The sequence below is a fragment of the Microbacterium sp. NPDC058342 genome (assembly GCF_042723935.1).
In the GTDB taxonomy this organism is placed as follows: domain Bacteria; phylum Actinomycetota; class Actinomycetes; order Actinomycetales; family Microbacteriaceae; genus Microbacterium.
Window position 1 is genome coordinate 541,039 of sequence record NZ_JBHXID010000001.1, and the last position, 19,270, is coordinate 560,308.

Genomic DNA, 19,270 nt, shown 5'->3' on the forward strand with positions numbered 1-19,270 from the left:
ATCCTGAGTGGAGTGAGTAAATCATCGCTTGATTTCTCGGCAGGTTTGGGCATTCGGCGCGCGTCCTTCTCATGTACACCTTGAGGATACGTCGCATATATTACGCTAGCCTCAACTTGTGGAGCCAGAGCGAGTCGCCATCGTCGGAGCGGGGATCGTCGGTCTCTCGACCGCCTATTTCCTCCAGGAACGCGGAGTGGAGGTCACCGTCGTCGACCGAATCGGAGTCGCGGCTGGTGCGTCCTGGGGCAACGCCGGATGGCTGGCACCCGCGCTGACCGTCCCGCTACCTGAGCCCGCCATGCTCCGGTACGGAGCCAGCGCGATGTTCCGGCGCGAAGCGGCCCTGAGCATCCCGAGACTCTTCGACCCGCGACTCATCCGATTCCTCGCCGGATTCACGATCCACTCGGCGCCCTCGGCCTGGAGGTCGGCGATGGCCGTGTTCACCGAGATGAATCGGGTGAGCATGGACGCGTTCGACGAGCTCACCGATGACGCGGTCGACGAACCCACGCATGTCGCCGAGCCGCTGCTCAACGGTTTCGTCTCCGACAGGGCGAGGGACACTCTGGCACGGGCGTTGGACGCGGTCGTGAAGGCTGGCGGCGAAGCCGACTACGACGTCGTCGATGGGGACGAGTTGCGAGCGATCGAACCGGTGCTCAGCGATCGGGTCACGACCGGCCTCCGACTGCACGGACAGCGCTACATCGATCCGCCACGATTCGTGGACTCTCTCGCCCGCGCCGTCCGCGGACGTGGTGGCGAGATCATCGGCGACTTCGACGTCACGGAGATCCGCGACGGGGCGCGCGGCGTAGAGGTGCGGAGTGCCGGTGAGAAATCGCTGGCGGCGGATGCGGTGGTGATCGCGAATGGCACTTGGCTCGGCGAGCTGGCGCGGCCGTTCGGCGTCCGCCAGCCGGTGCAGCCCGGGAAGGGCTACAGCTTCAGCGTCGTCCCCGAGATCATGCCCACCCACCCCATCGACCTCCCCGGCCAGCACGTCGCCTGCACTCCACTGGGAGATCGATTCCGGATCAGCGGCGTGATGGAATTGAGCTCGGTCGAGCGACCGTTCGATCGCCGCCGCATCGCCTCCGTCGTCAGCGCTGTCCGCCCGATGCTCACCGGCATCGACTGGGAGGACCGCAGGGAGGAGTGGTTCGGAGCCCGCCCCTGCACTCCCGACGGCCTACCGCTGATCGGCCCCACCAGGTCGCCGCGCGTCTTCGTCGCGGGAGGCCACGGAATGTGGGGCGTCACGCTCGGGCCGCTGACCGGACGTTACCTCGCCTCCGCGATCACCGGCGGACCGGTGGACCCCCTGATGCCGATGTTCGACCCGCTCCGCTAGCCCCGCACCGACGTAAGGACACTTGATGAAGCGTGCTCCCGCCCTCGACGACCTCGACCTCTTCGAACTCCCCTCTGATCCGGTCCTGTCACCGGACGGGCAGCGAGTCGTCTACTCGGTGCGCACGGTCAACACCCGCACCGACGAGCACGAGCACGCCCTGCGGATGCTGGACGTCTCCCGCAATCGATCGTCGGCGTTGACGGACGGCACGACGGATGTGTCTCCGCGCTGGTCGCCCGACGGTGAGCTTCTCGCGTTCCTCCGAGAGGTCGACGGCGTTCCTCAGATCCACATCCTGCGGATGTCTGACGTCGGGGAGCCGGTCGCCGTGACGCGACTGCCTCACGGTGCCGGAACTCCCGTGTGGAGTCCGGATGGCGGGCGGATCGCCTTCAACGCTCCGGTGCACCCGGCGGGCGACTCGCGTGACACCGCGTCGCCGATCGTCGTGCGCACCCTCGGGTACAAGAACGACGGCAGCGAGATGAGCATGGCACGCTCGCAGGTCCACGTCCTGGACGTCGCGACCCTCGAATGCCGTGCGCTCACCGAAGTCGAATGGAACACCAGGCGCGTCTCCTGGCATCCCGACGGAGAGTCCCTCCTGACCGTCGGCGGCGGACAACCGGATGCCGATCGCTTGGCCACCAGCGGCGTATATCGACTGGATGCACGCGCCGCGGAGCCCGCCGCGCCCGAACTCCTGGCGCTGAAGGACGGTGCCGCTCTGGCCGCGTGGTGGACGCGATCAAGCGACGGCATGATCGTGGTCGGGCGTGAGTATCCCGGCGCCGGTCCTCAGTACCTGCTGCGAGTGGATGGCGACGGCCGTGAAGTCGACAACCTGACGGCCACCTTCGACCGCAACCTCGTCCTCGGCTCTCCCGGCTATCCCGGTGCGATGCCCTGGGAGGGCGACGGGGACATCATCTACTTCTGCGCGCGGGACGGCGGTGCGACGCAGCTGTTCTCGATCTCCCAGGCAGGAGTTGTGCGGCATGTGAGGGGATCCGCGACGGAGGTGATCGCCGGGATGTCGGTCGCCGGCGACCGGGTCGCGATCGTCTGCGTGACGCCGACCTCGCCCGGAGTCGTCCTCGTCGTCGACGTGTCGACCGGTGAGGAACTGGCACGCAGTACAGAGAACGCCGGCATCGCTGCCGAGATCCGGCTCATCGAGCCGCAAGAGCGTGCGTTCACACTCCGCAACGGCCGGACCGTACACGGATGGGTCACCCGGCATCCGTCCGCTCCCGACCGGGGTCCACTGCTGCTCGACATCCACGGTGGGCCGCACAACGCCTGGAACGGGGCGTTCGATCAATCTCACTATTACCAGCAGGTGCTGGCTGCTCGGGGGTGGACCATCCTCACCGTCAATCCGGTGGGCAGCGACGGGTACGGCGAGGCGTTCTTCAACGGCAACGTCGGGGCATGGGGCCACGGCGACGAGGCAGACTTCCTCGAGCCCATCGACGCGCTGGTCGCCGAGGGGATCGTCGACCCCCAGCGGCTTGCGGTGGCTGGATACAGCTACGGCGGATACTCGACCTGCTGGTTGACGTCGCACACGGATCGCTTCGCGGCGGCGATCGCCGGAGGCCTGATCTGCGACACGATGGGCGTGACCTCCTCGGACGAGGGCGGACCTGAGATCCTCTGCGAGCTCGACGCCACGCCCTGGGGGGACCAGGAGACACTCAAGGCGCAATCGCCCTACCTCTCGGTCGGCGCCGTGACGACCCCTACGCTCATCCTCCACGGCGAGGCGGACAAACGCTGCCCGATGGATCAGGCGGAGCGGTGGTTCGTCTCGTTGCGCACGCAGGGGGTGGCCACCGAGATGGTCGTCTACCCGGGCGCTTCGCACCTGTTCGTGGTCACCGGTCGGCCGTCGCACCGCGTCGACTACGGTCGACGACTCGTCGCGTGGCTGGACGAATTCGTGAGCCTATGACGATCGTCCGTTCCCGAGCACCGTCGACATCGGTGTGAATCCACCATCCATCCATACCGTTCCGACCAAGAGTCGTGGCAATGTGCACCGTCGAGAAGTCATCAGTCCTGTCTCGACATGCGGACCTCTCACGACAGAGATATGCAGTCTAAGCTTGCGCTCAAGCGACGACGCTCAAATCCCGTTCACCGTAGAAGTGGAGATTTCATGCGAATCACAAAACGCCTTGTTCCCCTAGTAAGTGCAGGGCTGGTGGTGGCACTCTGCAGCGGAGGTGCATCCGCCGGAGTCTCTGCGCAGGCGCAGGAGAGTTCGGACAATATCCTACGTATCCCCGTCGGAGGTGGAGGCGTCATCGACACGATGAACCCCTTCACGATGCTCAACCAGGCTTCTTTCGACCTGGCGCAGATCCAGTACGAATCGCTGGTGATGCCGACTGCTCCCGATGGTGCAGACGGCCCCGGCCTGGCGGAGAAGTGGACCGTCGACGGCAACACCTGGACGTACGAGCTTCGCCCCGACCTGAAGTGGTCGGATGGTGAAGACCTGACGGCCGAGGACGTCGCCTGGAACTACAACACCATCATGACCAACCCCAAGCTCGCCATCGCCAATGGCAACTTGGCTGACAATGTCGCCTCCGTCACTGCGATAGACGAGGACACCGTCGAGATCGTCACGGAAACCCCTCAGGCGATCAACCCCGGAAAGCTCTACATCACCCCGAAGCACATCTGGGCCGACATGGAGAGCCCGGAGACCTACGAGAACATCGAGAACGTCGTGGGATCGGGCCCCTTCGTCATGAGCTCATACTCCCGTGGGGTGTCGGCGCACATGAAGGCCAACCCGCTCAACTGGCGCGGAGTTCCCAAGCTGGACGGCATCGAGGTCATCAGCTACAAGAACAAGGACGCAGAGGTCCTGGCCCTGAAGGCTGGAGAGATCGACTGGTCCAACAGGCTCACCGCCTCGCAGTTCGACTCACTGACCGGTGCGGAGAACATCGAGCCCGTCGAAACCGGAGGAGGGCGCTACCTCGGCCTTTCCATGAACGTGGGATCGACGACTCTCGATGGAACGCCGATGGGCGACGGAGCTGAAGTTCTTCACGACGTGGTGGTGCGCAAGGCCATCCGCCAGGCCATCGACACGCAGCAGTTGGTCGACAAGGTGCTCGGTGGGCACGGATGGACGGGACCGGAGATCCTGGGCCCGCCGACGAAGCCGTACTACAGCGACTACGAGGACATCGTCGACCCGTACTCGCCGGATGCCGCCAACGAAGCGCTCGACAGCGCCGGGTACACGAAGGGCGCCGATGGCTACCGAGTGGACAAGAACGGCGACCCGATCAACCTGCGACTGACCTTCGACGGTTCCGGCGCAGCCGAACCGCAGATCGCCTCGTTCATCGAGCCGTGGCTGAAGGAGATCGGCATCAAGGTCACGCTGATGCCGCAGAGCATCGACCAGCGCGACCAGGGGCGGCACACGGGCAATTACGACCTCACCCTCAACGGCTGGGGTAACCCGATCGACCCCGACTACATGCTGTACATCAACACGTGCGGTACGAGGGCTCCGGCCGCGGACGGCGCCGGCAACGGTAGCGCCGACAACTGGTGCGACCCCGAGTTCGATGAGCTGTACAAGAAGCAGCACGTTGAACTCGACCAGGACACGCGCACGAAGCTGGTGCAGGATGCGCTGACCATCCACTACGAAGCGGCCGTGGTCGCCGTCCTCTACTACCCGGCTGCTCTGCAGGCGTACCGTACGGACCGGATCGCCCACGTAACCAAGATCCAGAACGATTTCACCGCCTACCAGGACTTCCACGACCTCACGCTGGTGGGCCAGGAAGACGGGGCCTCGCCCGCCTCCCCCGCAGAGGGCGGAATGAGCTGGGCGTGGATCGTCGTGATCGTCGCACTGGTGATCGTCGCGGGCGGCGTGGCCGTCATGGTCGTCCGCCGTCGGAAGACAGCGGCGGACCGCGAGTAGGAAATCGCCCGACTGACCGCTCGTTCCCTCGGCTTCGTGCCGGGGGAACGAACGGCCGGGCGGGCAGAGCACGGAACACGGCGCCCTCGATGAAGGTTGCTGATTCGACCAAGCTAACGGAGGTTGTGGCGATGCGGAGAGTCAAGAGCAGTCGGGCCCGACGGGTGCCGGGAAGGGTCACGGGATAGCGCGATGTCGGAAACCGAACTCATCCAGATGACCGAAGCTCCCGGCGTGGCCGGCGGGGAGACCTCCATGAGGTCATCGACCTATCTGCGCTACGTCGCAAGCAAGTTCGTGGGCGTGGCGATCAGTCTGATCCTGGTCGTGCTGATGAGCTTCTTCGCCTTTCGGATCCTTCCCGGCGACCCGGTCGCCAGCCTGACCAGGGGCAGGCCGGTCCTCGGGCCGCAACTCGAACAGCTCAAAAAGGAGTTCGGGCTCGATCAGCCGCTCTGGACACAGTTCGTCATCTACATGCAGCACCTGTTCCAGGGTGACCTCGGCGAGTCTTACACGTATCGCGCGCCGGTCTCCGACCTCATCATGGACTACCTGTTCCCGACCCTTCTGCTGACCACCACCTCCGCTGGGATCGCGATCGCGCTGGGCCTGTGGTTCGGGCAGCGGGCGGCGTGGAGGCGGGGGAGCTGGTTCGACACCCTGAGCACCGGCACCGCCCTCATCTTCTGGTCCATGCCCACCTTCTGGTTCGGCCTGATCCTGCTCCTCATCTTCGCGGGCGTGCTGCATGTCCTCCCTGCGGGGGGAATGGTGACGCCGGGCGCGAATCTCACCGGACTCCCCTATGCGTGGGACCTGATACGACATCTGGCCCTCCCCGTCGCGACGATGGTGGCCGTCAGCTACGCCCAGTACTCGTTGATCATGCGGGCATCCCTCATCGAGGAGATGACGTCGGACTACCTGACCACCGCGCGGGCCAAGGGGCTGACGGAGGACGCCGTCCGTCGCAAGCACGCGGTGCCGAACGCGCTGCTCCCGACGATCACGATCGTCTTCCTGCAGATCGGCGGTCTCATCGCCGGAGCTGTCACCGTGGAGACGGTCTTCTCCTGGCCCGGACTCGGGTTCCTCACCTTCCAGGCGCTCTCGGGTCCTGACCTCCCTCTACTGCAAGGAACGTTCGTGGTGTTCTCCTCGATCATCATCCTCATGAACTTCGCCGCTGACCTCGTCTACCGTGCCATCGATCCGAGGGTGACGTCCGCATGACCATCACAGAGCGAACAACCGACGCGAAGAGCGCCGCCGAGCGTCCCCTTGCCAGCGCGAAGAAACTGACCCGAGCCCGCAGGCGGCAGCGGTTCCAGGAGTTCTGGGCGGACTTCCGCCGGAGCAGGACCGGAATGTTCGGCCTGATCGTCCTCATCGTCTTCATCGGCATCGCCGTCGCCGCCCCGTTGATCGCCAACGAGTCGCTCCTGGACCCGACCAAGGTGCACAACGCCCTCAATGCACCACCGTCGTGGGAGCATCCGCTGGGGACGGACCCGCTGGGCAGGTCTGTGCTCGTGATGCTGATGTGGGGAGCGCGCGTCTCGCTGACCGTCGGGATCGCCGCGACGGTCATGTCGGTGCTCATCGGCACGGTGTTCGGGCTGCTGGCCGGTCACTTCGTCGGGTGGCGCTCATCCGTTCTGATGCGCATCGTTGACTTCTTCCTGGTCATCCCCTCCCTCCTCCTCGCCATCGTGCTCGCGAGCGTGCTGCAGAGAGGGCTGCTGACACTCATCATCGCGATCGGGGCGGCCTCGTGGGCGGGCACGGCGCGACTGGTGCGCTCGCAGACCCTGTCGATCGAGACGAGAGGGTACGTCAAGCGTGCTACCGCTCTGGGCGCAGGACACACGCACATCCTGGGGAAGCACGTGCTTCCTGGGGTGATGCCGCTGGTGCTCACCAGCACGAGCCTCGCCATCGGCTCCGCGATCAATGCCGAGGCGACGCTGTCCTTCCTCGGCATCGGCAGCGGCGACACGTCGTGGGGGGCGATGCTGCAGACCGCCCTCAGCAGTGGCGCCGCCACCGCGGGCTACTGGTGGATGGTGTTCCCGCCCGGTGTCGCGATCGTCATCGTCGTGCTCGCATTCACCCTGGTCGGCCGTGCGATCGAGTCCATTGTCAACCCGAATCTGAGAGGCCGCTGATGCCGTCGCTGACCTTCGAGGACGTGTCGATCGTCTACGAGACGCAATCGGAAGAGGGCCGGGGTGCAGTCGCCGCGGTCAAGAACATCAACCTGGTCCTGCCCGAAGGGGGAAGCCTGGGCATCGCCGGCGAATCGGGCTCGGGCAAATCCACGCTCGCGATGTCGGTGCTCCGATTGCTTCCCCGCAATGCACGGGTGAGCGGCAAGGTCCTCCTCGGAGAGAAGGACGTCAACACGCTCAGCTGGGGCGAGCTGCGAGTGGTGCGCTGGGGTGACGCTGCCATCGTGTTCCAGGGGGCGATGCACTCGTTGAATCCCGTTCAGCGGGTGGGCAGGCAGATCACCGAGGCACTCGCGATCCACGTCAAGGGCAAGTACGGCACCGATGCGCTGCGCGAGCGACGGGCGGCGGACCTGCTCGCTCAGGTCGATCTGCAGCCGCACATGCTGCGATCCTTCCCGCACGAGCTCTCCGGGGGGCAGAAGCAGCGGGTCATGATCGCGATGGCGCTCGCCTGCGAACCTCAGCTCATCATCGCCGACGAGCCGACGACCGCACTCGACGTGGTGGTGCAGGACCAGGTGCTGACGGTGCTCACCGACCTGATCCGCGAGCGCGGCATCTCGCTCGTCATGATCAGCCACGACCTCTCCGTGCTGGCGAAGGTCTGCACCAGGATCGCGGTGATGTATGCCGGCGAGGTGGTCGAGCTCGGCGCGGCGCACGACGTCATGACCGATCCGCAGCATCCGCACACCCGCGCGCTCGCCGCAGCCTTTCCCCTGATCGGGGATCCGGAGAGTCGTCTCAACCCGGTCAGCCGGCATGGTGAGGTAACGGCTCCGGCGGCGGTGGCGACCGATGAGCGAGAGCAGCTCGGCGAGGTGCTGCTCTCGGCGCGCAACGTGAATGTCGCGTTCCACGGCAGGCACGGCGTGGTCAAAGCCGTCGACGACGTCTCCTTGGAATGCCGCGCGGGGGAGATCACCGCACTCGTCGGCCAGTCAGGGTCGGGCAAGACGACCCTTGCGCACACGCTGCTCGGGCTTCAGGCGCCGGACAGCGGCGAAGTGCTCTTCCGGGGAAAGCCCCTGGCGCAGGAGGCGCGTGCGCTGAAGGAGTACCGGCGCCACGTCCAGCTGATCCTGCAGGATCCGAGCGACGCTCTGAACCCGAAGCACTCCGTCTACGAATCCGTCGCCGAGGGCATCCGCATCCACTCCTTGCCGGGCGAAGAGCGCGAACGCGCGTCGCAGGCGCTCACCCAGGCTGAGCTGACGCCCCCGGAGCGGTTCTTCGGCTCCCTTCCGCGGGAGCTCTCGGGCGGCCAGCGCCAACGTGTCGTGATCGCCGGGGCGCTGGCCCTCGGGCCGCAGTTCCTTGTGGCGGATGAGCCGGTCGCCTCCCTGGACGCGTCCGTGCGAGGCGACATCCTTGCCCTCCTCCTCAAGCTCAAGCGCGAGCTCGGCCTCGGGGCGCTCGTGATCACGCACGACCTGGGGCTCGCATGGAACATCGCCGACCGGGTGATCGTGATGCATAAGGGCAGACTCGTCGAGTCGGGCGCGGTCGAAGACGTGCTGCTCAACCCGCAGCACTCCTACACCAGGGAACTCCTCTCGGTGGTTCCCACGATGGACTCACCCCGGTCATGAAACATGCGGGCTGCCAAAGCTTCGCAGCCCCGTGAAGAAGGAAAGGTACAGAACCGACTATGAGCGACGCCCTCTCACCCATCGCTGTGGGCTCCCCGATTTCCCCGTCTGTCGTCGAGCTCTGCTCGCAGCTCATCGCGATCGACTCCAGCAACTACGGTCCGGGCGGCCCCAACGGGGAACGAGCGGTGGCCGACTACATCGTGGAGCGGTTGACAGCGGTGGGGTATGAGCCCGTCGTCCTGGAGTCCGCACCGGGTCGCGCGAACGTGCTCCTGCGGGTGCCGGGGCGGGAGTCGGGCCTGGACGCGTTCCTCGTGCACGGGCACACGGACGTCGTCCCGGCGGAAGCGGATCAGTGGTCGGTCGATCCGTTCGCCGGCGTGATCAAGGACGGCTACATCTGGGGCCGCGGGGCGATGGACATGAAGGACATGGTCGCGAGCACCCTGAGCACTCTTCTGCGCTGGAAGGAGAAGGGGACAGGTCCGAGGCGCGACATGGTGTTCGCCTTCGTGGCCGATGAGGAGGCGGGCGGCACCTTCGGTGCTCAGTGGCTGGTGTCCGAGCACCCCGAGTGGTTCGCCGGGGTGGGTGCGGCGATCAGCGAGGGCGGCGGAACTCCGGTGAGCGAGAAGGATGCCGACGGCAAGACCCACTGGTTCTACCCCGTCGGCACGGCGGAACGAGGAACGCTGCACATGCGGCTGCGGGCCACAGGCGAGTCCGGGCATGCCTCGAGAGGATGGGCCGACAACGCGGTGACGCATCTGATCGACGCGCTGGGTCGTCTCGCGCACCACGGGTGGCCGATCTCCCTCATCCCGACCAGTCGCGCCTTCATCGAGCAGACCGCCGCAGAACTCGGGATCGCCGTCGACCTCTCCACCGACGAGGGGGTCGAGGCCGCGCTCGTGGCCCTCGGGCCCGTGCTGCGCAGCGACGTCCCCACGCGGGGCTCGCTCAATCCGACCGTGCTGCAGGCCGGCTACAAGGTCAACGTCATCCCGGGAGTGGCCGAGGCCGAGATCGACGTGCGGAGCATCCCGGGCACGGAGGAGAAGATGCTCGAGGAGATCGATCATCTCCTCGGACCGCGTGTCACCCGGGAGTTCATCGCCGAGGCGCCCGGGATCTCCGCGCCCTTCGACTCCGAGTGGTTCTCGGCGATCGCCGACGCCATCGTCGCCGCCGACGACGAGGCGGTCGTGCTGCCCTACCTGCTCGGTGGGGGCACGGATGCGAAGGCCTTCGCGAAGCTCGGGATCCCGGGGTACGGCTTCGCTCCTCTCGGTCGTGATCCGGAGGGGCGCCGCGAGGGAGGCATGCACGGCGTGGATGAGCGGATGCCCATCGCCGCGCTCGAGATCGGGGCGACCATTCTCGAGAAGTTCCTGACGGAGGTGTGACGATGGGCGCGCTGGCCGACGAGCTGGAGCGCGAGGCGAGCGGCTTCGCCGGACGGGTTGGGTACTCCGTGTCGCACCTGAGCACGGGGGCCACGGTCGCCCGGCGCGAGGACGAGTACTTTCCCACGGCGAGCGCGTGCAAGCTCCCGCTCCTCACCGCGTTCCACGCCTTCGCTGACGAGGGCGGGGCGAGCTGGGACGACATCGCCCACATCGATGAGGGCGACCTCGCGGACGGTTCCGGCATTCTGCAGCATCTTGATCTTCCGCGTGACATCTCTCTGCGGGATGCTGCCTGGCTGATGATCTGCCTGTCGGACAACACCGCCACCAACATCCTGTTGCGCGCGTTGACCGTCGAGGGTGCCAATCAGGTGATCGACCGGGTCATCGGAGACGGGATCCACCTGGACAAGTTCGCGGGATACGTGTCGGGTGCGCCGGTGCGGTCGATGGGCCGGGCGACCCCGGCGGCGTTCGGACGCTACCTCCGCGATCTGGCGGAGGACCGGCTGCCCGGCGCTGCGGCGACACGGGCTGTGGCCGCCGAGCAGATCTATCGAGGCACGATTCCCCGATACCTCCCATGGGACGCCTACGCTCCCGACCGACTCAGAATCGCCAACAAGACGGGTTCGCTTCCCGGCATCTGCACGGATGTCGCGGTGCTGACCGCCGGCAAGGACACGGTGACAATGGCGTTCATGACCGACGCCGACGAGGCGGGGGACGGTCTTGCGAACGAGGGGCAGGAGTGCATCGCGCGGATGGCCAGACTCGTTCACGACGCCTGGCTGGGCGGGGTGTCATGACGCGCTCGGTGCTCGCCGGAGGCCTGGTGATCGACGGGACCGGGGCGGAGGGCTATGTCGCCGACGTGACCATCGACGGCGGGGAGATCGTCTCGATCGATCCGGCGAGCGATTCGCACGGGAGCGTTCCGGTGCGCGACCTCGGCGGCCGCGTCGTCGCCCCGGGGTTCATCGACACGCACTCGCACGCAGACAACGCGCCGCTCAGAGCCGAGGCGGACGTCTCGAAGATCCTGCAGGGTGTGACGACGGAGATCGTGGGCAACTGCGGACTCAGTCTCGCGCCCCGATCCAGAAAGCGGGGAGAGGCGCTCAGTTCTTACCTCGAGCGCTTCTTCCCCGTGCAGGAGTGGCAGGGGGAGTCGTTCGTCGACTTTCTCGCGCTCACAGATCGAGCCGGATACATCACCAACTATGCGCCCCTCGTCGGGCACAACACGCTGCGCATCGCAGCCATGGGTTTCGAAGCCCGGGAACCGACCGCCGCGGAGGCGGCGGAGATGCGGCGAATGCTCGAGTCCGCTCTGGATGCCGGGGCCGTCGGATTCACAAGCGGCTTGGTCTACCCTCCCGGCCGCTTCGCCGGAACCGTGGAGCTGGTGGATCTTGCTCATTCGCTCGTCGGCCGTCCCGCCCTGTACGCGTCCCACGTGCGGAGCGAGAGCGGCGATCGCATCGCCGCCGCCGAGGAGGCCATCACCGTGGGGCGCGATGCCGGCGTGCGCGTGCAGATCTCTCACCACAAGGCGATGGGCAAAGCGCACTGGGGGGAAGTGGCGCTGACCCTCGCCCTCGCCCGCGACGCACGGGCGTCCGGGGTCGACGTGCGCTTCGACGTCTACCCTTACACCGCGTCGAGCACGAGCCTCGCCTCCTGCCTGCCCGCGCGGCTGGCCGGTCTCCCCAACGACGAGCTGCTTGCGGCGCTCGAACGGCCAGAGATCGTGGCCACGCTACGCAGAGAGCTCGCGATGGACGACTGGGACAACCACGTGGCGCAGGCCGGTGGGTACTCGGGAATCCTCATCGCCAGCACGTACGACGGACGCTTCGAGGGACAGACGCTGGAGGAGGCCGCGAGGGAGCTCGGGGTGGACGGGGCAGATGCCCTCGTGCACGTCCTGCTCTCGGAGCGCCTGCGCGCGAGCATGATCTGCTTCGCGATGAGCGAGGCCGACGTCGAGGCGGCGATGCGCGACGAGTTCACCAGCATCGGCTCAGATGGACTGCCGCCGGGGCTTCCCGGCAAGCCGCATCCGCGGCAGTGGGGGACTTTCCCGCGGGTGCTCAGCCGCTACGTGCGGGAGCGCGGAGTGCTCGGACTCGAGCAGGCGGTGCACCGCATGACGGGGCTGCCGGCGGAGACCTTCCGGCTTCCGGGCGTCGGCCGGATCGCCGAAGGATACGCCGCGGATCTTGTGGTCTTCGATCCCGCCGGCATCGAGGACCGTGCGACCTACGCGGATCCCGAGCGTGGTCCCCGCGGTGTCGACGCCGTCTACGTGAACGGCGTGGAGGTGGTCTCCACGCAGGGATTCACCGGACGGCGTGCGGGTCGCCGGCTTCGATCGGCCTGAGGATGACGACCGCGAGGCCCGGCTCAGTCGTAGAAGACCTCGCGGGCGGCTGCAGCGACGGTCGAGACGATCTTGAACGCCTTCATCGCATCCGTCATCGTCGGGGCATCGAAGGCGATCCGGCGATCGCCGGTCTGCTCGACCGTGGGGATGTTCGCGGTGGTGTCCGCGAGCTGAACGGCGTCGAACTCGACCTCGATGCGGTGCGCACGAGTCAGAGGATCGGTGCGGCCTGCGTGCGCCGCGGCCCGCCCGGCCGCGTCTCGCTGCAGCTGGAAGGCCCGCGCCGGCGGAAGGCAGATCGCCGTGTACCGGCTCACGTACTCCTTGACCGCGACGTGTTCGGCGTCCGGCGCGTAGCGGAGCGCATCTTCACATGCCTTGTCGTCGCCCGTGACCATGATGACCGGCACGCCGTGTTCCTTCGCCAGCGCCGCGTTGAGGTAGCCCTCGCTCGCCGGCTCGCCGTCGAGCCAGACGCCGAGGATGGAGTTGCCGAGGTAGGTGTGCGAGAGGACTCCCTTCTCTCCGGCGCCGGCGTGGTAGCCGAGGAAGACCACGGCATCCGCTTCCTCGATGCCCTGCATCATCCCCAGCGGCTTGTGACGACCCGTCAGCAGACGCACCCGCTCGTCGAGCTCCTCCAGCAGGATGTTGCGCATCGACGCGTGTGCCTCGTTGATCACGATGTCGTCGACGCCCGCCTCGAGAAGGCCGAGCGCGACCGCGTTGGCATCGGCGGTGAACAGCTTGCGGAACCGATGCCACTCGTCCCCGCGCGGCTCGACGTCGAGGGGGAAGGTGACGCCGGTGGCACCTTCCATGTCAGCCGAGATCATCGCGCGCATGCCAGTCCTCTTCTCCTCGACCCTGCGGTCGATTGCGTCAGTTTAGGTTGCAAAAATGCTATCGTATGCCGCTCTCTTTGCTGTCTTTCCCGCATGCAACGACTCGGCCGCGCTAATATAGGCAGCGTAAAATTGCTCCACGCGATGGAGACGGCTTCATCGAGGGAGACCCATGAGTGATCCGAATCATGCCACACAGAATGTGTTCGACGGCGCCGTGCAGTTCCCGGTGCTCGTCCTCAAGCATGATGCCCTGACCAACAATCTCGCGGAGATGCGGGACTTCTGCGCGGACAACGATGTCACCCTCGCGCCGCACTGCAAGACGCACCTCAGCCCGGAGCTGTGGCAGATGCAGCAGGAGTACGGAGCGGAGCTTGCGACAGTCGCGACCGTCGCGCAGGCCGCGGCGTTCTTCGATCACGGTGTGCGCCGCATCCTCATCGCGAACGAGGTCGTCGACCGGGCGGGGCTCCGCGCGATGAGCGAGATGCGGCGCAGCGATCCCGGGTTCCAGATCACCATGCTCGTGGATTCGGTCGAGGCGATCACGCTCATCGAGCGCATCCTCGAGGAGGTCGCCGCTGACCTTCCGCCGCTGCCCGTGCTGGTCGAACTCGGCGCCCGAGGCCTTCGCTCCGGCGCGAGGACGGTGGATGAGGTGATCGAAGTGGCGACAGCGGCATCCGCGACACGCGTTCTCGACCTGATCGGCGTAGAGGGGTACGAGGGCGTCTTCGGAAAGCTGTCGGGGACGGAACGCGACGACGCCATCAACGACTACCTCGACTCCGGTGTCGTGGCGGTCAGGGAACTGATCGACCGCGGGCTCGTCGTCGCTCCCGCCATCGCCACCTTCGGCGGGTCACGCTTCTACCCGGCAGTGGTCGAACGCGTGCGGGGCGCGCTGTCGCCATCCGAGGCGACCGTCGTGCTTCGCAGCGGATGCTATCTGGCTCACGATCACGGAAGCTATGCCGCGTCCCACGGGGACGTGCCCTCCCGGGTGGGGAAGCCGCGGCTGACTCCCGCGATGGAGGTCTGGGGAGTCGTGCTGTCGCTGCCCGAGCCGGGACTGGCCATCGCCGGTGTCGGCAAGCGTGACGTCTCCCACGACGAGGGGATGCCCGTACCGCTGGCGATCCGCAGGGAGGGCGTCGTCAGCGAGCTGACGGGGCTGAGCGTCACCCGGCTCAACGATCAGCATGCGCTGATCCGCATGAGCCCGGACGCCGTCCCTGTGCGGGTCGGCGACCTCATGGCGTTCGGCATCTCGCATCCGTGCACCACCCTCGACAAGTGGCGCACCGCCTACATCGTCGACGACGACTACGGCATCGAGAGCGTCGTGCACACGCTGTTCCACTGATGCCCGTTCGGCTCCGGCGACCGGAGCCGAACGGGTCACACCGCCGTGACGATGAAGGTCTGGATGGCGGCCGGGGTGGTCGGCGTGAGGCGGATCTCGCACCGAAGTCGTCCGTTGCGCCCGGGGATATGCCACACCAGGTGAGCCGGGGAGTCGCCCCGCGCCTCGGAAGCGTCACGGGTGTGCTCGGGCTCCAGGCCGCCCACGCTCTCGATCGCGGAGGCGATCGTCGCCACACGTTCGTCGTAGGGGATGTCCGGCGCCACGTTGTCGGCGAAGATCCTGTCGGCGACGCTGTCATCCCAGGCCACCACGAGGGATTCGGCCGCCTCCCGCAATGCGACGGTCTCCGGCCAGGGTGCCGCGCCGACGACTCGGCGGCCGAGGTGGCGGACCGCCAGATCGAGCGCCTCGGCGACCGGCACCTTCGCACCGGAGTACGTCGCGTTCTCGAAGCCCACTACGCCGATCTGCGCCTCGTGGCTCCACCGCATATGCGTGCTGAAGCCGGGGTAGCCCCCGGAGTGGTATGCCTGAGTGCCCCAGACGGGATCCCGCTCGACGAAGAGCCCCAACCCGTATCCCTGCTCTCCGTGCGAGGTCTCGGGTGCGTCGGGGTCTGCGGCGATCGATCGATGTATCTGCTGCATCTCGCGTCTGCTTGCCGGAGAGAGCGGCCCGTCCTGTGCGCCGGCGGGCGAGAACGCGGAAGCGAGCCAGCCCGCCCAGCGGGCGAGATCGTGCGGCGTCGAGAACAGGCCGCCCATGGGGGAGAAGACGCCAGGATCGGAGAACGGCAGCTCCACCCACCGGTCACCGCTCCGTCGGTAGCCGAGGGCCAGTTCGCTGCCGGCGTCCTGGGCGCGGAACCCGGTGGAGTCGAGCCGGAGGGGCCGGAGCAGTTCCTCCGTGACGACCTCGATGTAGGGCCGCTGGGTGACCGAGGCGATCACCTGGCCGAGCAGCGCGTAGCCGAGGTTCGAGTACTCGAAGGCGGTGCCGGGGATCGAGACCGTGGGGACACCGGCCCGGAGGAGCGCCCCGAGCTCCGCCCGCGTCATGGCCTCCTGCCGATCACCCCACGGGTCGTCAGTGGGGAGCCCGGCGGACATCGTCATGAGCATCCGGACCGTCGGTGTGACCGGATCGGATGGCGGCGTGTTCGGCGTGAACTCGGGCACGAACGCCGTGATCGGCGTGTCCAGATCGAGGAGTCCCCGGTCGCGCAGCAGGAGGAGGGTCGCGCACGTGAAGCTCTTGGTGCAGGACGCAATGCGGAACGCCGTGCGCCCCTGGGGTGCGGAGCCGCCCAGCTGGAGCTGGCCGAACCCTCCCTCGAGCTCGATGCCCTCCGCGCTGAAGAGGACGAACGCGCTGGCGGGCGTGTGCCCGTCGTCGACCCGCCGCTGGAAGGTGTCGAAGATCGCTTGCACCGGTGCTGCCGGATCGTCGGAGAACCGCGGTGATGTCATGGGGTACCCCTTCGTCCGTACTCGGGCTGCCCTCGGATGGAGCGAGGATTCGCCGCGTATCATCCTAGGTTACCCAGTGAATACGGGGCGCCTGTCACTCAGGCGCGAGTATTTCGAACGTATGTTGAGTGAGTTGTCACGTGCGTTCGTGAGAGGCGAGACGGCCGCGTCCTCAGTCCTGCAGGTAGATGCCCAGCTCGTTGCTGATGCGGTCGCGCTCCGCCAGCCGGCGCTTGGCGCCCTTCGCGCTCGCGGTGGCCAGCGTGGTGACGAGGTGGATGATGGCGGCGATGGCGGTGGGGGAGTCGGCATAGGACACACTGTCCGTGGGGACGACGATGGACGCCGCCGCCAGCGCGGTGACCGGTGAGTCCTCCGAATCGGTGATGGCGACGACGGTCCCGCCCGCCGCGATGAACTGCTCGCACAGCTCGATCGTGTCGCGTCGATAGCGACGGAGGGAGAACGCCACGAGAACGTCCGTCGGCTTCGTCTCCCGCAGGACCTCGACGGAGCGGATGACGGTGTTGTCGACGAGGAAGACCTCTGCCAGGCCGCCGGAGAGGTCGCGCGCGAGAAGCGTCGCGTACGCGAAGGACTTGCCGCTGCCCATCACGAACCGGCGGCGTGCCGCGACGACGATGCCCGCGAGGACGATCGCGGAGTTGTCCTCGAGCACCCGGTCGAGCGCGACGGAGAGGGTCTCCCTCTCCTTGTCGATCACTCGCTGCTGCAGCACGCTGGAGAGCGAGCGCTGCTGGAGTCTCGCCCGGTATCGCTCACCGGCCGAGCGGAGGCTCATGTGTTCCTGGTGGCTGCCCGAGGGAGGCACGGGGGTCGTCATGAGTATCAGCGCGCAGGAAGGGCCGCTACCACGTCGATTTCGACGAGGACGTTGTTGAGTTCGGAGCCGACGGTGGTTCGCACCGGGTACGGGGCCGCGAAGGACTCGGCGTACACGGCGTTGAACTCGGCGGCATCTCGCTTGGGATCCTGCAGGTGCACCGTGCACTTGACCACATCGTGCAGCTCGGCACCCGCGTGCCGCAGGATCTCCTGGATGTTGTGCAGCACGAGTCGCGTCTGCTCGCCCACGCTCTCGGGGACCTCTCCGGTCGCCGCGTCCCGCGGGAGCACACCGGCGGTGAAGAGGAACCCGTTGCTCAGGACGGCCTGGCTGTAGGGTCCTGCCGGGGCCGGTGCGCCGGGTGCCACTAGGGCTTCTCTGCTCATGATCTCCTCTTTCCGTCTCGTGGGAATCGTAGCCGTCGTGGGCGGCTGATATCCTCTTTCTGTTCCCACATGGTCAGTGTGCTCGCTCGCGAAGGCGAATCGACCACCACTCACTGCTCAGCGCCGATTCAGTAGGGCTCACCATGCCAACGCACGCTCTGTCCGCCGTTCCGCTTGGCACCGTGGAGGGAGCAGTGCTCGGCGCTCTCGAGATCGAGCATACGCGGGAGGGAATCGCTCCCCGAAGGCTGCCCGCCTGGACGCGCGCACAGTACGGATCCCCGGTGATGGAGTGGGTGGCGAACCAGACGACGGGCGTGCACCTGGACTTCATGACATTCGCCGATGTGATCGAATTCGACGTCATGATCACGCGCAATCTCGCGGAGGGGACCGACAGCTCCGAGCGATTGTCGACCTTCGTCGCCGTGGTCGGCGGCGTCGAGACCGATCGAGTCGCCCTCGACGAAGGACATCGGCTGTGGGTGCGCGAAGACAAGAGCCACACGGAGGAGCCTGGAGCGGCCTCGCGCTTCTCCCTTCAGCTCGGTTCCTCGGGCGGCTCCGAGCGTCGTGTCGTGATCTGGCTGCCGCACAACAGCTGGGTCGAGATCCGCGGCGTGCGCGCGTCGGCTCCCCTGCTGCCCGCCAGTCCACGTGGCGAGATCACCTGGCTGCATCACGGCAGCTCGATCAGTCACGGCTCGAACGCGGACGGCCCCCGGGGGACCTGGCCCGCCATCGCGGCCGCAGGGCTCGGAGTGGACGTTGTCAACCTCGGATTCAACGGGCAGGCGCTCCTCGACCCGTTCACAGCCCGGAGCATCCGCGACACCGCTGCCGACGTCATCACGCTCAAAATCGGGATCAACATCGTGAACGGCGACGTGATGAGGGCGCGGGCATTGATCCCTGCCATCCACGGTTTCCTCGACACGATTCGTGAGGGACACCCGCTCACGCCGATCGTGTTCATCTCGCCGATCGCCTGCCCGATCCATGAGGACATCCCGGGCCCCACCGTCGTGATCGAGGAGGGGACGACGGAGTTGTGCTTCGGCACGCCGAGAGCTCTCGACGAGAACGACGGGGTGCTGACGCTGCGGAGGATCCGGGCACTCACCGAAAAGGCGATTGGCGACAGATCCGTGACGGACTCTCGGCTGTTCTACATGGACGGACGTGACCTCTTCACGGAGCACGACGCGCACCTTCTCTACGACAACCTGCATCCCGACGGCGACGGCTACCGATTGATGGGGGAGCGGTTCGCCGCGCACGCGCGATCGGCGGGTTCGTCGCTGGCGACGGCCTTCGCGATCGCCGAGGAGGGGCGTGTCCTCCGCATGACCGCAGGGCGTTCCTCCGAAGGAGACGGAGAGGACTGAGCA

At 66.9% G+C, this 19,270-nt stretch carries 15 protein-coding genes; 11 read left to right on the plus strand and 4 right to left on the minus strand.

All coding sequences use genetic code 11. The features are described 5' to 3' along the window. The first annotated feature begins 118 nt into the window (after positions 1-118). The 9 genes from ACFWHT_RS02385 (at position 119) to ACFWHT_RS02425 (ending at position 12,957) form a co-directional block, all read left to right on the plus strand. The gene (locus ACFWHT_RS02385) at positions 119-1,360 is read left to right on the plus strand and encodes an NAD(P)/FAD-dependent oxidoreductase (protein WP_378825110.1); all 1,242 of its coding nucleotides are present in this window, start codon (positions 119-121) and stop codon (positions 1,358-1,360) included. 25 nt (positions 1,361-1,385) lie between these two features. Beyond that, positions 1,386-3,320: a S9 family peptidase gene (locus ACFWHT_RS02390; protein WP_378825112.1), complete on the plus strand. Its 1,935-nt coding sequence runs from the start codon at positions 1,386-1,388 to the stop codon at positions 3,318-3,320. Positions 3,321-3,683: 363 nt separating this feature from the next. Further along, on the plus strand, positions 3,684-5,330 hold the full coding sequence (locus tag ACFWHT_RS02395) for an ABC transporter substrate-binding protein (protein ID WP_378825113.1): 1,647 nt from the start codon (positions 3,684-3,686) through the stop codon (positions 5,328-5,330). Between the two features lie 255 nt (positions 5,331-5,585). Next, a complete protein-coding gene (locus tag ACFWHT_RS02400; protein ID WP_378825115.1) occupies positions 5,586-6,566 on the plus strand; it encodes an ABC transporter permease in 981 nt (326 codons plus the stop codon). Further along, on the plus strand, positions 6,563-7,501 hold the full coding sequence (locus tag ACFWHT_RS02405) for an ABC transporter permease (RefSeq protein WP_378825117.1): 939 nt from the start codon (positions 6,563-6,565) through the stop codon (positions 7,499-7,501). The genes ACFWHT_RS02400 and ACFWHT_RS02405 overlap by 4 nt, the downstream gene beginning before the upstream one ends. After that, positions 7,501-9,159, plus strand: a complete 1,659-nt coding sequence (locus ACFWHT_RS02410) for an ABC transporter ATP-binding protein (RefSeq protein WP_378825120.1) — start codon at positions 7,501-7,503, stop codon at positions 9,157-9,159. Before ACFWHT_RS02405 ends, ACFWHT_RS02410 begins: the two co-directional genes overlap by 1 nt. A gap of 59 nt (positions 9,160-9,218) precedes the next feature. Further along, positions 9,219-10,568 carry a M20/M25/M40 family metallo-hydrolase gene (locus ACFWHT_RS02415; RefSeq protein WP_378825122.1) on the plus strand — a complete coding sequence of 450 codons (1,350 nt, stop codon included), beginning with the start codon at positions 9,219-9,221 and terminating at the stop codon, positions 10,566-10,568. Between the two features lie 2 nt (positions 10,569-10,570). Further along, positions 10,571-11,380 carry a serine hydrolase gene (locus ACFWHT_RS02420; RefSeq protein ID WP_378825124.1) on the plus strand — a complete coding sequence of 270 codons (810 nt, stop codon included), beginning with the start codon at positions 10,571-10,573 and terminating at the stop codon, positions 11,378-11,380. Further along, positions 11,377-12,957 carry an amidohydrolase family protein gene (locus tag ACFWHT_RS02425; RefSeq protein ID WP_378825126.1) on the plus strand — a complete coding sequence of 527 codons (1,581 nt, stop codon included), beginning with the start codon at positions 11,377-11,379 and terminating at the stop codon, positions 12,955-12,957. Before ACFWHT_RS02420 ends, ACFWHT_RS02425 begins: the two co-directional genes overlap by 4 nt. 23 nt (positions 12,958-12,980) lie before the next feature. On the opposite strand, the gene ACFWHT_RS02430 is transcribed toward ACFWHT_RS02425, so the two are convergent. After that, on the minus strand, positions 12,981-13,805 hold the full coding sequence (locus ACFWHT_RS02430; protein WP_378825127.1) for a M55 family metallopeptidase: 825 nt from the start codon (positions 13,803-13,805) through the stop codon (positions 12,981-12,983). 172 nt (positions 13,806-13,977) lie between these two features. On the opposite strand from ACFWHT_RS02430, the gene ACFWHT_RS02435 reads away from it, so the two are divergent. Beyond that, the gene (locus ACFWHT_RS02435) at positions 13,978-15,174 is read left to right on the plus strand and encodes an alanine racemase (RefSeq protein WP_378825129.1); all 1,197 of its coding nucleotides are present in this window, start codon (positions 13,978-13,980) and stop codon (positions 15,172-15,174) included. Between the two features lie 35 nt (positions 15,175-15,209). Here the strand turns inward: ACFWHT_RS02435 and ACFWHT_RS02440 are convergent, their stop codons facing one another. The 3 genes from ACFWHT_RS02440 to ACFWHT_RS02450 form a co-directional block, all read right to left on the minus strand. After that, positions 15,210-16,646: a serine hydrolase domain-containing protein gene (locus ACFWHT_RS02440; RefSeq protein ID WP_378825131.1), complete on the minus strand. Its 1,437-nt coding sequence runs from the start codon at positions 16,644-16,646 to the stop codon at positions 15,210-15,212. Positions 16,647-16,818: 172 nt separating this feature from the next. Continuing rightward, entirely contained in the window at positions 16,819-17,448 is a 630-nt protein-coding gene (locus tag ACFWHT_RS02445; RefSeq protein ID WP_378825132.1) for a MurR/RpiR family transcriptional regulator, read from the minus strand. Between the two features lie 47 nt (positions 17,449-17,495). Continuing rightward, positions 17,496-17,879 (minus strand): RidA family protein, encoded by a 384-nt coding sequence (locus tag ACFWHT_RS02450; RefSeq protein WP_378825135.1) that lies wholly within the window; start codon positions 17,877-17,879, stop codon positions 17,496-17,498. Between the two features lie 143 nt (positions 17,880-18,022). Between ACFWHT_RS02450 and ACFWHT_RS02455 the strand changes: the two genes are divergently transcribed. Then, positions 18,023-19,267 (plus strand): GDSL-type esterase/lipase family protein, encoded by a 1,245-nt coding sequence (locus ACFWHT_RS02455; protein WP_378825137.1) that lies wholly within the window; start codon positions 18,023-18,025, stop codon positions 19,265-19,267. Positions 19,268-19,270: the final 3 nt, after the last annotated feature.

Bases quoted from the DNA above. Each gene is read 5' to 3' on its own strand.
- ACFWHT_RS02390 (WP_378825112.1), top strand. From the start codon at position 1,386: ATGAAGCGTGCTCCCGCCCTCGACGACCTCGACCTCTTCGAACTCCCC.
- ACFWHT_RS02395 (WP_378825113.1), top strand. From the start codon at position 3,684: ATGAACCCCTTCACGATGCTCAACCAGGCTTCTTTCGACCTGGCGCAG.
- ACFWHT_RS02400 (WP_378825115.1), top strand. From the start codon at position 5,586: ATGAGGTCATCGACCTATCTGCGCTACGTCGCAAGCAAGTTCGTGGGC.
- ACFWHT_RS02405 (WP_378825117.1), top strand. From the start codon at position 6,563: ATGACCATCACAGAGCGAACAACCGACGCGAAGAGCGCCGCCGAGCGT.
- ACFWHT_RS02410 (WP_378825120.1), top strand. From the start codon at position 7,501: ATGCCGTCGCTGACCTTCGAGGACGTGTCGATCGTCTACGAGACGCAA.
- ACFWHT_RS02415 (WP_378825122.1), top strand. From the start codon at position 9,219: ATGAGCGACGCCCTCTCACCCATCGCTGTGGGCTCCCCGATTTCCCCG.
- ACFWHT_RS02420 (WP_378825124.1), top strand. From the start codon at position 10,571: ATGGGCGCGCTGGCCGACGAGCTGGAGCGCGAGGCGAGCGGCTTCGCC.
- ACFWHT_RS02425 (WP_378825126.1), top strand. From the start codon at position 11,377: ATGACGCGCTCGGTGCTCGCCGGAGGCCTGGTGATCGACGGGACCGGG.
- ACFWHT_RS02430 (WP_378825127.1), bottom strand. From the start codon at position 13,805: ATGCGCGCGATGATCTCGGCTGACATGGAAGGTGCCACCGGCGTCACC.
- ACFWHT_RS02435 (WP_378825129.1), top strand. From the start codon at position 13,978: ATGAGTGATCCGAATCATGCCACACAGAATGTGTTCGACGGCGCCGTG.
- ACFWHT_RS02440 (WP_378825131.1), bottom strand. From the start codon at position 16,646: ATGACATCACCGCGGTTCTCCGACGATCCGGCAGCACCGGTGCAAGCG.
- ACFWHT_RS02445 (WP_378825132.1), bottom strand. From the start codon at position 17,448: ATGAGCCTCCGCTCGGCCGGTGAGCGATACCGGGCGAGACTCCAGCAG.
- ACFWHT_RS02450 (WP_378825135.1), bottom strand. From the start codon at position 17,879: ATGAGCAGAGAAGCCCTAGTGGCACCCGGCGCACCGGCCCCGGCAGGA.
- ACFWHT_RS02455 (WP_378825137.1), top strand. From the start codon at position 18,023: ATGCCAACGCACGCTCTGTCCGCCGTTCCGCTTGGCACCGTGGAGGGA.